This is a genomic window from Saccharopolyspora sp. NPDC000995 (genome assembly GCF_053599315.1).
The window spans coordinates 19,760-33,936 of the sequence record NZ_JBSFLZ010000081.1 but is presented as its reverse complement, the minus strand read 5'-3'; the positions used below and the strand labels follow the sequence as shown (position 1 = coordinate 33,936).

Here is a 14,177-nt window from a genome sequence, read left to right as displayed (position 1 = left end):
CACGAACGTAACGAGAAGGAGCCCTTCCAGGATCACCACCCAGCGAAATCGCTGATCACACACGTCCACCAGCTCACTCCAAAAGAGCCACACCCCATTGATATAGAGCGGAGTACGACGCTTCCTGGCCCGAACAGGGAGCCCGGGCTAGTGCGGAGCTGATCGCCGCACTGCCCGGGCTGTTCCTGAACGTCGAGCACGTGGGCAGCACCTCCGTACCGGGGCTGACAGCCAAGCCGATGATCGATTTGATGGCGTCGGTTACGCGGCTGGCCGACGTTACTGCCGACCGGGAAGCCGTATTGGAGCGGCTGGGCTACCGGCCACAGGAGACCGCGATGCCCGAGCGGCTTTTCTACTACCGGAACACTGACCTCGGGCGGCGCAGCCACCACCTGCATATCGTTACCGCCGACACCTGGGGCACTCGTAACGAGCGGCTGTTCCGCGACCACCTGCGGATGCATCCGGAGGTGGCGGCCGAGTACGGAGAGCTGAAGCGGCGCGTCGCTGCCGAGGAAGAAAACGGACTCGCCTACACCAAGCGCAAGACGGAGCTGATCCAACGCGCAGTCGACCACGAGCGTGCCGCCCGCGGCCTGCCCCTCGTGCCGGTTTGGGAGGAGTGAGCCCGACGCAGCGGTCGACACCGCTTGGCCCGCTTCCGAAGAAATGCCACGAAACTGAGACTGACCTTGACCTGTCAACCGGTGCGGTCCACGCGCTTCGGGTGACCGTGCGCGACCTGATCGATCACCCCGACCGCGACTACCTCATCGCCGGTGCCACCACGCTCACCTCGCACGCCCGGGGCGCCATCCTGTTTCCGGATCCCGCACACCCGAACCGCGCGCGCTGGGCCGCGCCGCTCCGCGACGGGGCAACCGTCGCCGACGCCATTTCGTTGATCTGCGGCATCGGCATTCTCGGGGGGTGCACATCCTCGGCGAGCAGTGATTACGCCCATGCGGCGCACCCACCTGCGGGGGACGTTCATCGACACCACCCGGCCCGGTCGCCGCCGCTACTGCATGCCCGGCTTGTGCGGCAACCGCATCAACTTCGCCAACCACCGTGCTTGCCGAGCCACAATTCGCGACCGGCGCACCAACTCCGATTGACCTTCCGCCCGCCGTGCGGTCGGGAAACTATCGCGACGCAAAGGTTTTCCGGGACTGTCATGCTTTTTCCTTAATATCGCGGCGGTTTATGCCAAGCTCGCGGCCGATTACCGGTCCGGCAGCCCACGCCCTCACCCACGGCCTGCGGGGCGGCAAGCCGGTGGCGAGGGCAGACTCCTCATCGGCTTCAACGCGTCGACGACCGCCGGGCTGCCCGAAGCGGTGCCCGACCGCCAGTCCACATCCAACAGGTGGGCATCGCCTTGAACTGTGCGGTCACCGAGAGGTTCCCCAGTCACCGGAAAGTGCGTTCTTCCACGTCGTCGGTCACTCTCCTATGGTTTCTGAGTAACTACTGGAGAGCATGATTGCGGCCATAGGGAGGCAACATGGCCGTCGCCCTATTGAACCCAAGCGGATTGCCGGAAGGCGAGGCGTACCGGTAGATGTCGACCGCGATCGGGTCGAAGCTGGTCCACATCGCCGGACAGGTCGCCCGGAATACCGATGGGGTCACCGGTCGACGGTGACCTCGCTGCGCAGGTCGAGCCCGAGCCCTTGAACTGCTTGGTCACCATGGGGCCCAGTCATCGAGAAGTGCCTTCTGCAAAAGCCACTCTCCTATGGTTTCCGGGTAACTACAAGAAAGCTTTGCGATACCAGCCGTAGTTGCTATTTCCGCAAATGATTTTGCCAAGTCGGCTGCGGCGGGTGCACGTTGGTCGCAGGAGGTGGTCGCGATGACCCAACGGGAAGCACCATTCACGAACGAAACGGAAGCTCGCAACTGCGAACGCGTCATGGGCGATAGCCGGCACGGCCTGCTGCCTGAGACGAATCAGCAGGTCTGGGACCAGCGGTACCTGAGCCGCAAGCAGCTCTTCAGCGGCGAGCCGAACGGGGTGCTCATCGGCGAGGTGGTGGACTTGCCGCCGGGGCAGGCGCTCGACGTGGGCTGCGGCGAAGGTGCCGACGCCCGCTGGCTGGCCGAGCGGGGTTGGCAGGTCACCGCCGTCGACGTCTCGCAGGTCGCACTGGAGCGCGCCGCCCGGGAGGCAGGCGGCAACGGGGTGGCCTGGACCCGCGCGGATCTGAGCACTACTGCGCCGCCCGCCGCCGCGTTCGACCTGGTGTCGGCCCAGTACTTCCCCCTCCTGCACGAGCCCGACCACACCGCTCTGCGCGGGTTGCTGGCCGCCGTCGCCCCGGGCGGCACGTTCCTGTTCGTCAGTCACGATCCCGGCGACCTGCGCACCGACCACGGTTTCGACCCGAGCGACTACTACCACCCGTACGAGATCGCCGGTCTCCTCGACGACGACTGGGCCGTCCTGGTCGACGAAACCCGCCCGCGAACCGCGCCGCCGCCGCCCGGCACCCACCACGCCCACGACACCGTCCTCCGGGCGAAGCGGCTGCGATAACAGTCCGGTGTGGACCGTGGCTTCGGGCAGGCCAACCGCCAGCGGCGGCAGCAAGGGCGAGAACCGCTGGCGAAACCCGGACAGCTCCCCGAGCGCATCGGCTTGGCCGGTGTCGTGCACATTCATCATCGAAGTTCTTGGTTGTGATCTTCCGTCTGTCGCAAGAGCAATGATCAACCAAAGGCCAAAGTGCTCACGAGTCTTGGGTCAGGTGGTTTCGGCGTAGAGGCGGGCCCAAGCATCCGCGGTGAGATCCCGGGGCATTGCAGGCAGGTTTCGGACCCGACAGCCCGTCGCGTTGCGAACGATCTCGGCCAGGCCTCGGCCGCGCCCCGTGAACACCGCCTCGACGAACCGCTGATAACGCCGCAGGTCGCCGACCGGCACCAGCGGGTGCGGTCTGCGCTGCACTTTCAGGATGCCGCCGTCGACCGTGGGAACCGGGCGGAACGATCGCGCGGAAACCTTCCCGCAGAGCCGGAATTCGTACCACGGCGCCCACAGGGCGTTCAACAGGCTACCGCCCGAAGCGCGTTTCCGGGCCACGTCCCACTGCACCAGCAGCACCGCCTCCCACCAGCTCCGCTCGCCCAGCAGTCGGCGCGTCATCGCCGTCGTGATGCCGAACGGGAGGTTGCCGACCACCACATGCGGCGCGGCGGGGAAGCGGAAATCGAGCATGTCGCACCTGATCACGCTCGCTCGTGGACAGCTTTCGCGGAGCTCGTCCGCCCAGTGGCGGTCGAGTTCCACGGCGGTGATCGCTCGTCCAGCATGGACGAGTTCGCGGGTGAGGGCCCCGCGCCCTGCCCCAAGTTCGACCACCGGAACCGGTGATGGTTCGAGGAGATCGACTAGGCGCCGGGCGACGCTCCGGTCGATCAAGAAGTTCTGGCCGAGTTCGCGGCGCGCACGATCGCGCGCCGAATTCCGGCGGGTAGGCATGTCGGCTGCTCCTGTGTTCGCGGACCGGTCGGAACCGGGCTCTCGCGAGCGCAGGTCAGCGTGGTGTTTCAGGCACGACGAACCGCGCGTCAGGAAACGGAGCCCGGACGCGTACGGCGGCGCGAATTAGGATCCTGCGCCGCCTAGGCGGAACGCAGCCGCATGAAAACGGCAACAGCAAAACACGACATGCGGGGGAAGATAACATCGCGGGCCACGCCGACGATACCGATTTTTCCACTCGGGTTGCCCCCTCTCCGGGGGCAGGGTTTAGCGTTCGTCGAGGTGACGGGAATGCGGATCGGCGAACTGGCCTGGCGGGCTGGAACGACGAACAAGGCGGTGCGCTACTACGAGATCGCTGGGTTTGATCACGCCCGGGCGGCTGCCCAACGGCTACCGGGACTACGACGGGGACAGCCTGCGGCTCGTGCGGGAGATCAGGACGCTCAGCAACGGGAATCCCCGTCGAGCGCACCCAGTACGCATGCGGGCGCTTCGCCGCCGAACTGCGGCCGGTCGCCGAGGCGCGCGAAGCCATCGAAACCTCAACTACAGCAAGCCTGATCGGGGAACTCTCGAACGCCGGACACCACCACGCTCACCGTGCACTGGCAGTTGGCTTCGGTGACCGACACCCTTCGGAACCTGCCCGACGCCACCTCGCGCGACGACCGCGCCGTCGCGATCAGCGGCCGCATGCCCGACGTCTACTGGCAATTTCCGCGTCTGGCTGACCGTGGCCGCCGCGTTCGCAAACCAGCCGCCCTACTGCTGATCCGGTATTCGGTCGGGCACCCAGCGTTGGTCAATTCAACTCTCTGGCCTGCGGTTTCGATAATTCTGCGTTGCATGTTTAGCCCCCGTTCACTTTCACGTACAGCAACCATCGCCTGATCGAACTAACTTCCAGTTGTTCCCTGAAGAGCATCTGGAGGTCCGCTTGTCTTCCCGACCGGACAGCGGGCGGGTCATCCCGCTCCCCCTGCTTCCCCACCGCTCGGCCAACCGCTCCTCGGTGACCTGCAAGTACCGCTGCGGCAACGCCTGCTCACACGAAGCACCCAACACCTCGGACAACGCCTACTTCGGCGACATCGTCGAGAGCGTGCTCAGCCGACGGGGCGCGCTCAAGGCCAGCGGCGTGCTCGCGCTGACCGTCGGCGGCGCGACGGCCCTCGCGGGCACCGCGACGGCTGCGACCCCCGAACCCGCCCCGCTCGTCCGTCCGGGCCAGGGCAACGTGCCGGGCACCGACTACACGCCGGTCGCCCCGAACACCGAGGACCGGGTCGTCATCCCGGAAGGCTACGAGCAGGGCATCGTGATCCGCTGGGGCGACCCGGTGCTGCCCGGCGCGCCCGAGTTCGACTTCAACAACCAGACCGCGGCCGCGCAGGAGAAGCAGTTCGGCTACAACAACGACTTCGCCGAACTGGTCCCGCTGGACGGCAGCGGCAAGCGCAGCCTGCTGGTGGTGAACCACGAGTACACCACCGAGACGCACATGTTCGTCGGCTACGACGAGAACAACCCGACCGAAGAGCAGGTCCGCATCGCCTGGGCCGCGCACGGCCTCTCGGTGGTGTACGTCGAGCAGCAGGGCGGCGGGCTCAAGCCGCTGCCGAGCAAGTACAACCGGCGCATCACCCTGAGCACGCCGTTCGAGGTGCGCGGGCCGGCCGCAGGTAGCGACTACCTCAAGACCTCCGCCGACCCGACCGGCACGAAGGTCCTTGGCACGCAGAACAATTGCGCGGGCAGCATGACGCCGTGGGGCACGGTCCTCTCCGGCGAGGAGAACTTCAACCAGTACTTCGCCAACGCCGACTCGGTCACCGAGCCGACGGCCAAGAAGCGCCTCGCCCGCTACGGCCTCAAGGGCACCGCGAGCACCCGCAAGTGGGAGAGGTTCGACAAGCGCTGGGACCTCGCTAAGGAGCCCAACGAGGCGAACCGCTTCGGCTGGATCGTCGAGATCGACCCGCACGACCCGAACTCGACGCCGGTCAAGCACACCGCGCTCGGCCGCTTCAAGCACGAGACCGCGACCATCAAGATCGCCGAGGACGGCCGGGTCGTGGCCTACTCCGGTGACGACGAGCGCTTCGACTACATCTACAAGTTCGTTTCCAACGGCAAGGTGAAGCAGGGCAACAGCGCCCACGCCCGCCGGCACAACATGTCGCTACTCGACGACGGCACCCTGTACGTCGCAAGATTCAGCGGCAACAGCCCGGCCAGCGAGATCGACGGCACCGGCAAGCTGCCGTCGGACGGCCACTTCGACGGCACCGGCGAGTGGATTCCGCTGGCCAGCGGCAAGAAGTCGTTCGTGCCCGGGTTCACCGCCGAAGAGGTCTACATCTTCACCCGCCTCGCCGCCGACGAGGTCGGGGCGACCAAGATGGACCGTCCGGAGGACATCGAGCCGAACCCGGTCAACGGCCGCATCTACTGCGCGCTGACCAACAACACCAACCGCGGCTCGACCGGCAACGCCGCGCCGGACGAGGTCAACCCGCGGGTCGGCAACAAACACGGCCACGTCCTGGAAATGGACGACGACACCGTCGGCACCAAGTTCCGCTGGAACCTGCTTCTGGTGTGCGGCGACCCGAACGACGCGGGAACCTACTTCGGCGGATTCGACAAGTCGCAGGTCAGCCCGATCTCGTGTCCGGACAACGTGGCCTTCGACCGGCACGGCAACCTGTGGATCTCCACCGACGGCAACGCGCTGAAGAGCAACGACGGCCTGTTCTCGGTGCCGGTGGACGGCCCGGAGCGCGGTCGCGTCAAGCAGTTCCTGACGGTGCCGCACGGCGCGGAGACCTGCGGGCCGGTAGTCCGGGACAAGTTCGTGACCGTGTGCGTGCAGCACCCGGGCGAGCTCGATGGGGCGAGCGCGGACAAGCCGGCCTCGCACTGGCCGGACGGCGGCAACTCGCAGCCGCGCCCGGCGGTCGTGGCGGTCTGGCGCAAGGACGGCGGTGAGATCGGCCAACGCTGATCCACCATGCGAGCGCGGGGGTCTTCGGCTTGTTCCGGAGGCCCTCGTTGCGTTTACCGGGTAGTTTCGGCTGGTGGGGTTTGCGGATCAGGCATCGTTCGCGCAGGCCTTGGCGAGCGCGTTGCGCGGCGCTGCCCCGGGATCGCGGGTGTCGTTGATCGGTTCGTTGGGAGCCGCAAACCGCTGACGAGTACAGCGGCATCGACCTGGCCTGGGTGGTGCCGGACGGCGCGGTGCCGCCGTCCGCCGAGCGCCTGGGGGAGGTGCTCGGCGCGGTTGCCGAAGTCGCGTCCGTGCGGTCGGTGCCGGATTTCCAACGGTCCGCGCTGTGTCGGCTGATCTTCGTGCGGTTCCGCGGGTTGCCGCTGTTCTGGCGGCTCGACCTGTAGCTCTGGCGGCCTCACATGCCTTCGACGACACCGTTGACGCGGAGAATCCCGAGGCGAGAGGAGACGACTGGTCGTTGCCGGAGAGTGCGGCGATGAACGCCCTCGCCGCGTGCAAGGCGGTGCTGCGCGGCCTTCGGCGACACTGCAGAGCCCTTGCTGCCGCTTGGTTTTGGGCGCATCGACGAACCCGATCGCAGCGGCGACCGGTCCCGGCGGCTTGCCGCCCTCGCCGACGCCGCCGCCTCTCGGGACCCGCAGCTGCGCGAGCTCGCTGCATGCATCCGGGCGGTGGTTTTAGGACCTGTCCTAACGGTGCCGTTGTGAGCACCGGGTCACGCGTTGGTCGGCACGCCCGCGTAGACGAGGATCTCGCGCGCCGACAGGGCAGTGCTCTGCGCGGCGGTCAGGCCGGAGGCCGCCAGATGTGCGTCCACGATCCGCAGACCAACCCCGTAGCCGGCGAAGTCCGGCAGCCCCACGGGTTGCTGCCCCATGGGCTGCGCGCGGTGGCATCGCCTAGCCACGCGAGCCGGCGCGGCAACGTGACGTAGCCGGGATCCAGGAGCAGGCGGAACCCGTCGTACTCGACGAGGTAACCGCTGCACGCCTGCCCGCACCCGGCTATACCCCGCAGCCGCCGCGGACCGCGAGGCGCATCAGCTTGCTTGCTCCGTGCTAATTTTTTGCTTCTCCGCCCCCGGTGCCGCACGGAGGGCGATCACCGTGATCGCCGCCGCGACCATCACGAAGCCGACCACCCACAGGCCGGTCTTCTGGGAACCGGTCGCGTCCTTGAGCGCACCAGTGACGTACGGCGCTGCGAAACCGCTGATATTGCCCAGCGAATTGATCAGCGCGATGCCGCCCGCCGCCGCGGCACCGGACAGGAAGTTGCTCGGCAGCGCCCAGAAGGTCGGCAGCGCGGCGCAGACGCCGACCGCGCAGACCGTCACGGCGGCCATCGCGCTGAGCGGATTGCCCAGGTAAAGCGCAATCGGAATGCACACGCCGCCGAGCAGCATCGGCAGCGCTACGTGCCACACCCTCTCCCGCGTCCGGTCGCCGTGCGCGGCCCAGAACACCATGGCCACCGCGCCGACCACGTACGGCACCGCGGTGACCAGCCCGGTTTCCATAGTGGACAGATCCGTGCCGTACTGCTGCTCGAAGCCCTTGATGATGGTGGGCAGGAAGAAGCCCAGCGCGTACAGGCCGTACGCGATACCGAAGTACACGAACGCCAGCGCCAGGATCCGCGGGTGGGTCAGCGCCTTCCGCAGCGGCCAGTCGTGCGCCGTCTCGGTCTGCGCGCGCTCGGCCTCCAGCTGGTCGCTCAGCCAGGCCCGTTCTTCCGCCGACAGCCACTTCGCCTCCGACGGCCGGTCGGTCAGGTAGAACCAGGTCACCACCGCGAGCAGCATTGCCGGGATGCCCTCGACGAGGAACATGAACCGCCACCCGGACAGCCCGAAGATCCCGTGCCCGGCGCTGATCAGCGCGCTCGAAACCGTGGCTCCGATGGCGCTGGACACCGGGATCGCGGTCATGAACAGCGCGACCGCCTTCGCCCGCTGCGCCGCCGGGAACCAGTAGGTCAGGTACAGGATGATGCCCGGGAAGAACCCGGCCTCGGCCACGCCGAGCAGGAACCGCAGCACGACCAGGGCGGTCGGGCTCGGCACGAACGCCATCACCGTGGCCACCGCGCCCCAGCTGATCATGATTCGGGCGAGCCACTTCCGCGCCCCGAAGCGGTGCAGGGCGAGGTTGCTCGGCACCTCCAGCACCAGGTAGCCGATGAAGAAGATGCCCGACGCGAAGCCGAAGGCCGTCGCGGTCAGCCCCAGCTCGTCGTTCATCCCGTTCGGGCCGGCGAAACCGATGTTGACCCTATCCAGGTAGTTCACGAAGTAGAGCAAGATCAGGAAGGGCATCAGCCGCACCGCGACCTTGCGCAGAATCCGGTTCTGGGCTTCTGCAGGGGCTGCGTCGGTGCTGCTCACTGGAGTCACCTAAGCCCCACCACCCCCATGGGTCAAGAGGTAGCCCGCTTGTTGGGATGGCCGGTCACCGCCCCAGAACGTTGCGACGATACCGTTGTGGCATGCTCGAACGCCCAATTGCCCTGGTCACCGGCGCCTCAAGAGGCATCGGGGCCGCCGTCGCCCGCTCGCTCTCCGCTACGCACGACCTGCTGTTGGGCGGGCGCGACGCCAACGCGCTGCAAACCCTCGTCGACGAACTCCCCGGTGCCAAACCGTGGCCCGTGGAACTCACCGACCACAATGCCGTCGCCGCCGCGGTCGCCGACATCGATCGGCTCGACGTTGTGGTGCACAGCGCCGGTCTTGTTGAGCTGGCCCCCGTCGCCGAGGCCGCCAGCGACTCCTGGCGGCGCACCTTCGAGCTGAACCTCTTCGCCGTCACCGAGCTGACCCGGCTGCTGCTGCCCGCGCTGCGCGCCGCGAAGGGCCACGTCGTGCTCGTCAACTCCGGCGCCGGCCTGTCCGCGAAGCCGAACTGGGGTTCCTACGCCGCGAGCAAGTTCGCGCTGCGCGCATTCGCCGACGTGCTCCGCGCCGAAGAAGCGACCAACGGCGTTCGGGTCACCTCGGTGTTCCCGGGTCGCACCGCCACCGACATGCAGCGCAGCGTCCGCGAGCAAGAAGGCCAGGCGTTCGACCCGGACCACTACCTGAGCCCCGAATCGGTGGCGGCGCCAATCGTGTCCGCGGTGTGCGCCAGCGCCGACGCACACCTCACCGAGATCGTCATCCGGCCGTCCTGACCTGGGGTCTGTCCGGGCATCCCGATCCGGGCAGACGATCCGGACGACCGGCGGCCTGTGGGGTCGGGGTCCATCGTCGATTTAGCGCCAGCTGGCAGCGGTGGCGTACCGGGCGAGACACACGCCACCGCACTTCTCGGTGCGCTCCGCTGCCGTCGGGCCGTCAGCCCCGGATGCGCTGGGACGCCGTGCGGGCTGCGGCCTGCACGGTGCCCCGGTCCACGCGCGTGGGCTCGCGGCCGTGCAGTACCTCTTCACCAGCGACCCAGACGTCCCGGACGCACCGGGATCCGGCCGCCCACACCACGTTCGCCAGCACCTGATCGTCCGGCGCGTCCAGGCCCGTGGCGAACGCCGGGTCGTCGACGTCCAGGTGCACGATATCGGCCCAGCGCCCCGGCTCCAAGGTGCCGATGTCGCTCCGGTGCAGCGCCTCCGCGCCGCCCCGCGTCGCGGCGAGCAGCGCCGCACCCGCGCTCAGCGCCGTCGTATCGCCCGTCACGGCCCGCGCGAACAGTCCCGCCAACTGCACCTCCTCCCACAGATCCAGATCGTCATTGCTGGACGGCCCATCGGTGCCCAGCCCCACCGGAATCCCGGCAGCGAGCAGATCGACCAGCCGCGCGGTCCCCGAGGCGAGCTTCGCGTTGGACCCCGGGCAGTGCGCCACGCCCACCCGGCGGCGCGCGAACAGCTTGATGTCGTCGTCCGACAGGTGCACGCCGTGCGCGGCGAGCACCCGGCCGTCGAGCACACCGAGCTTCTCCAACAACGCGGGCACCGAACCGAACTGCGCGCGCTGTTCGGTGTCTTCGGCGATGGTTTCCGCCACATGCGTGTGGACCAGCGCGGCACGCTGCTGCGCGGACTCGCCGATCGCCTGCAACGCTTCCGGCGGAAGGGTGTACGCCGAGTGCGGCCCGTAGGCCAGCTCCACCCGATCACCGGGCCCGAATCGCAGGCCGTCGGCGTCAATCCACCGGTTCATCCGGTCGACCATGCCCTGCCAGCCGCCGAGCTTGTCCAGCGCCGGGGTGGAGATGACCGCCGAGGCGAACACCACCCTGGACCCGACCGCCAGCGTGGCGTCGGCCACCGCCTCGCCCATGAAGTACATCTCGGCGCTCGTCGTGACCCCGGCCCTGAGCATCTCGACGCACCCGAGCTCCATCCCGGCACGGACGTCCGATGGCCGCAGCCGCGCTTCGGCCGGCCAGATCACCTCGTGCAGCCAACGCAGCAACGGCAGGTCTCCGCCCATCCCCCGCAGCAGCGTCATCGGGCTGTGCGCATGCGCGTTGATCAAGCCCGGCAGCAGGATTCCGCTGCATTCCCGGACATTCGCGTCGTGCGGACGTTCTGGCGCGCCGACGCGCGGCCCGCAGTACGCGATGCGCCCCTCGCCGTCGACGTCCACCACGGCGTCCCGGATCACCGAACAACCGGGATCGCAAGGCAGGACCATGGGCGAGTACAGGCGTAGTGCGATCGGCATGCCCTGCATTCTGCCCGACGGTTATGCGCCGCCACCCGTGCTTATGACGAGCAACATGATCACCCCCGCCAACCCCGCGATCCCGGCCAGCACTGCCGCGAGAACGATGTCCTGCATCCGCTGTGTCATGACTCCAGCATCGCCGGGTTCCAGGCCCCGGACCTCGGCTGATCGGTCAGTCGACCTCGTTCGATCGGCCAGTCCCAACCAGACTGTCGGCCGGCCCCGAACGGGTAGGACAACGGTTGCGCGACGCCTTGGGCAACGCCGCGATCAACATCAGGCCAACAGCATCCGCCACGGAAACCACGCCGCGCTCACCAAACTCCTTGCAAAATAAGGGAGACCCGACGCGATGCGCATACTGACTCGTTTGGCCGGATCGTCCCGCAGCGCCACTCCCGAACGACCCGTGCAGGGCGAGGGATCACGCGTGGTCCATCAACCCGCTGCGCCACGCCCACGCCGCAGTCTCCACCCGGTTGCGGGCCTTGATCTTGCCCTGCGCGGCGGCGAGATGGGTCTTCACCGTGGACAGCGACATGAACAGCTCTTGGCCGATCTCGCCGTTGGTCAGACCACGCGCGGTCGCCCGCACGACATCGAGTTCGCGCTCGGTCAGCTCCACGGTCGGCTTCGGCACGGCGCGGCGTTGAACCTGCGGCTGCGCGAAGTGCTTGAGCAGGCGCACCGTGATCTGCGGCGAGACCAGCGCGTCGCCGCGCTCCGCCGCCCGGATCGCCTCCAGCAGCAGCGTCGGACCGGCGTCCTTGAGTAGGAAACCGCTCGCCCCGTTGCGCAACGCCCCGTCGACGTACTCGTCCAGGTCGAAGGTGGTCACGACGACTACCTTGATCGGGTCGGCGACATCGGGGCCGGCCAGCTGCTTGGTCGCTTCCAGCCCGTCGATCCCGGGCATCCGGATGTCCATCAGGCACACGTCCGGCCGTTTCTCCCGTGCGACCCGGACCGCGTCCACCCCGGTCGCCACGTCGGCCACCACTTCGATGTCATCCTGGGACTCCAGGATCATCCGGAAACCGGCGCGCACCAGCTCCTGGTCGTCGGCGATCAACACCCGGATCATCGTTGTCCCACTTCCCCGTTCTGCTCCGCCAACGGCAGCACTGCCTCGACGCACCAACCGACGTGCTCTCCCGGACCGGCCCGGAACCGGCCGCCCAGCAGTTCGATCCGCTCCCGCATCCCCACCAGACCGTATCCGCCCGACCCGCCAACCGGTTGATGGCGCACCGCCGTGCCGTCGTCGGTGATCCGCGCGTACACGTTGATCGGGTCGGCTCGGACATCAATCTGCACGAAACTCGCGTTGAGCGCGTGCTTCTCGGCGTTGGTCAGGGATTCCTGCACCACGCGGAGCGTGGATCGGGCGACCTCCGGCGGGATCTCACGACCGAGATCCACTCGGAGGTCCAAAGTGGTCGCTGCGTGGTCGCCGACCGGGAGGCGTCGAGTGGCTCCCACGAGAGCTTCCAGGTCCGCTTCGAGATCGGTCGTGGCCTGTTCGGTTGCCGACGAAGCGCCGGCCGGCTCAGCACCTCGCATGCTCGCGACCAGCCGCCGCATCGCGGTCAGCGCTTCGGTGCCGCTGTCGGTGATGCGCGCCAACGCGTCGGTCGCCGCCTTCGGGTTCTTCTCCGCGACCATCTGGGCGGCCTGGGCCTGCACCACGATGCCGGTGACGTGGTGCGCCACCACGTCGTGTAGCTCCCGCGCCAGCGCCATCCGCTCGGCCTGCTGCGCGTCCGACACCGCGCTGCGCACGGTCTTCGCGCGTTCCGAGTCCCGCGCGCGGAAGTACATCCCGGTGCCGACGGAGATGACCAGCAACAAACCGCCCGTGAACACCGGTTGCAGGAAGCCGTTCCAGGCGTCGAGCGACGACGAGTCGACCGGCATCACGAACAGGGCGAACAGGGCTGAAAAGACCAGCGCGGCACCCGCCCACACCGCGCGCTGCGGCTCCGCGTGCCGCGTCGCGTAGGTCACCAGCAGCATCCCCGCCCCGGTGGAGGCCAAGGGCACGCCGCCGATCATGCTCACCGAGGCTTCCAATCCCCAGAACCGCATCACCAACGCGGTCAGCACCAGCGCCGTCGACCCGAGCACCGCCGCCTCGAACGGCCGGCTCGGCCCAAAGACGGCCAGCACCGACAGCACGACGCCGCACAGCAGCAAGATCAGGCCGGCCAGCAGCGAGTTGTCCCAGTTCTTCGTGAACTCCAGGAAGACCAGCACGCTCAGCACCGCGATCACCGGCCACTGCCGACGCACCAGCGCGCGCAATGGCGTGTCCCGGACCTCTTCCTGCGCGGGCTGCCGGCTGCGCAGGTACATGCCGGTGCCCACGGTGAGCAATAGCTGAAGGAACCCGAAGCTGAGCGTCTGGCCGAACCCGTTCGACGGGTAGACGACCGACGAGCCAGTGCGCACCAGCACCGATGCGACGCAGGCCACCACGAGCACGGCGGTGACCGGAACGGCCTTGCGCAGCGGGTGGTAGCGGAACAGGTAGAGCACCAGTAGCAGACCCGCAAGGTTCTCGGTCGGGGTGATCTTCTCCAGCCCCAGCGAGTGGAAGTACGCGCCGGTCAGCCGGCCGGCCGCCGTTGTGCCGCACAGCACGACGGCGGCCGCGAGTCCGCACCGGAGCGGAGCGCGCCGACCGGCGATCGCCAGCAGCGCCATCGCGGTGACGCCCGGGATCAGCGCAGCGCCCCGATTGGAAAGCAGCCCCAGCGTGTCGCCGCACCAGAGCAACCCGAGCAGCCCCGCGAAGATCCACTGCTCGCGCAGAAAATCGCCGAGCCGGCGCCACCACGGGGCGACCGGCTCGGTTGCGGGGCTTGTCGCGAAATTGCTCACAGCCCGACCGTAGCCGGTGCCCCGACTCGAACACCTTGGCCGAATGGTTCGAAAGCCCTGACCGATCGGCCGAGCTTCGCCCGTCGATCAACGGCCCCGCAGCCGATCCGAAATCC

At 68.1% G+C, this 14,177-nt stretch carries 11 protein-coding genes and 1 pseudogene; 6 read left to right on the top strand and 6 right to left on the bottom strand.

Annotation, left to right across the window (positions count from 1 at the left end):
* Positions 1-122 precede the first annotated feature (122 nt).
* The 3 genes and pseudogenes from ACWDKQ_RS23795 to ACWDKQ_RS23785 form a co-directional block, all read left to right on the top strand.
* Positions 123-629 (top strand): annotated as a pseudogene (locus tag ACWDKQ_RS23795) (GrpB family protein); the annotation flags it as partial.
* A gap of 336 nt (positions 630-965) precedes the next feature.
* Positions 966-1,121 carry a CGNR zinc finger domain-containing protein gene (locus ACWDKQ_RS23790; RefSeq protein ID WP_450140957.1) on the top strand — a complete coding sequence of 52 codons (156 nt, stop codon included), beginning with the start codon at positions 966-968 and terminating at the stop codon, positions 1,119-1,121.
* A gap of 740 nt (positions 1,122-1,861) precedes the next feature.
* On the top strand, positions 1,862-2,545 hold the full coding sequence (locus ACWDKQ_RS23785) for a class I SAM-dependent methyltransferase (protein WP_450140956.1): 684 nt from the start codon (positions 1,862-1,864) through the stop codon (positions 2,543-2,545).
* 207 nt (positions 2,546-2,752) lie between these two features.
* Here the strand turns inward: ACWDKQ_RS23785 and erm are convergent, their stop codons facing one another.
* Entirely contained in the window at positions 2,753-3,490 is a 738-nt protein-coding gene (erm, locus tag ACWDKQ_RS23780; protein ID WP_450140955.1) for a 23S ribosomal RNA methyltransferase Erm, read from the bottom strand.
* 943 nt (positions 3,491-4,433) lie between these two features.
* Here erm and ACWDKQ_RS23775 point away from each other — a divergent pair.
* Together ACWDKQ_RS23775 and ACWDKQ_RS23770 are read left to right on the top strand one after the other, a co-directional pair.
* Positions 4,434-6,503: a PhoX family protein gene (locus tag ACWDKQ_RS23775; RefSeq protein ID WP_450140954.1), complete on the top strand. Its 2,070-nt coding sequence runs from the start codon at positions 4,434-4,436 to the stop codon at positions 6,501-6,503.
* A 215-nt stretch (positions 6,504-6,718) separates the two neighbouring features.
* Positions 6,719-6,892 carry a hypothetical protein gene (locus tag ACWDKQ_RS23770; RefSeq protein ID WP_450140953.1) on the top strand — a complete coding sequence of 58 codons (174 nt, stop codon included), beginning with the start codon at positions 6,719-6,721 and terminating at the stop codon, positions 6,890-6,892.
* A 332-nt stretch (positions 6,893-7,224) separates the two neighbouring features.
* Here the strand turns inward: ACWDKQ_RS23770 and ACWDKQ_RS23765 are convergent, their stop codons facing one another.
* Positions 7,225-7,386, bottom strand: coding sequence for a DUF2268 domain-containing putative Zn-dependent protease (locus ACWDKQ_RS23765; protein WP_450140952.1), 162 nt, complete (start codon positions 7,384-7,386; stop codon positions 7,225-7,227).
* 162 nt (positions 7,387-7,548) lie between these two features.
* Entirely contained in the window at positions 7,549-8,826 is a 1,278-nt protein-coding gene (locus ACWDKQ_RS23760) for an MFS transporter (RefSeq protein WP_450140959.1), read from the bottom strand.
* A gap of 170 nt (positions 8,827-8,996) precedes the next feature.
* On the opposite strand from ACWDKQ_RS23760, the gene ACWDKQ_RS23755 reads away from it, so the two are divergent.
* Positions 8,997-9,680 (top strand): SDR family oxidoreductase, encoded by a 684-nt coding sequence (locus ACWDKQ_RS23755; RefSeq protein WP_450140951.1) that lies wholly within the window; start codon positions 8,997-8,999, stop codon positions 9,678-9,680.
* 163 nt (positions 9,681-9,843) lie between these two features.
* On the opposite strand, the gene ACWDKQ_RS23750 is transcribed toward ACWDKQ_RS23755, so the two are convergent.
* From ACWDKQ_RS23750 to ACWDKQ_RS23740, 3 genes are all read right to left on the bottom strand, one after another.
* Complete coding sequence (locus tag ACWDKQ_RS23750) at positions 9,844-11,184, bottom strand: amidohydrolase family protein (protein WP_450140950.1); 1,341 nt, start codon at positions 11,182-11,184, stop codon at positions 9,844-9,846.
* Between the two features lie 418 nt (positions 11,185-11,602).
* The gene (locus tag ACWDKQ_RS23745; RefSeq protein ID WP_450140949.1) at positions 11,603-12,262 is read right to left on the bottom strand and encodes a response regulator transcription factor; all 660 of its coding nucleotides are present in this window, start codon (positions 12,260-12,262) and stop codon (positions 11,603-11,605) included.
* Complete coding sequence (locus ACWDKQ_RS23740; protein ID WP_450140948.1) at positions 12,259-14,061, bottom strand: sensor histidine kinase; 1,803 nt, start codon at positions 14,059-14,061, stop codon at positions 12,259-12,261. Before ACWDKQ_RS23740 ends, ACWDKQ_RS23745 begins: the two co-directional genes overlap by 4 nt.
* Positions 14,062-14,177 lie beyond the last annotated feature (116 nt).

Coding starts and splice junctions, on each gene's coding strand:
- ACWDKQ_RS23785 (WP_450140956.1), top strand. CDS start 1,862: ATGACCCAACGGGAAGCACCATTCACGAACGAAACGGAAGCTCGCAAC.
- ACWDKQ_RS23755 (WP_450140951.1), top strand. CDS start 8,997: ATGCTCGAACGCCCAATTGCCCTGGTCACCGGCGCCTCAAGAGGCATC.
- ACWDKQ_RS23790 (WP_450140957.1), top strand. CDS start 966: ATGCGGCGCACCCACCTGCGGGGGACGTTCATCGACACCACCCGGCCC.
- ACWDKQ_RS23750 (WP_450140950.1), bottom strand. CDS start 11,184: ATGCAGGGCATGCCGATCGCACTACGCCTGTACTCGCCCATGGTCCTG.
- ACWDKQ_RS23745 (WP_450140949.1), bottom strand. CDS start 12,262: ATGATCCGGGTGTTGATCGCCGACGACCAGGAGCTGGTGCGCGCCGGT.
- ACWDKQ_RS23760 (WP_450140959.1), bottom strand. CDS start 8,826: ATGCCCTTCCTGATCTTGCTCTACTTCGTGAACTACCTGGATAGGGTC.
- ACWDKQ_RS23765 (WP_450140952.1), bottom strand. CDS start 7,386: ATGGGGCAGCAACCCGTGGGGCTGCCGGACTTCGCCGGCTACGGGGTT.
- erm (WP_450140955.1), bottom strand. CDS start 3,490: ATGCCTACCCGCCGGAATTCGGCGCGCGATCGTGCGCGCCGCGAACTC.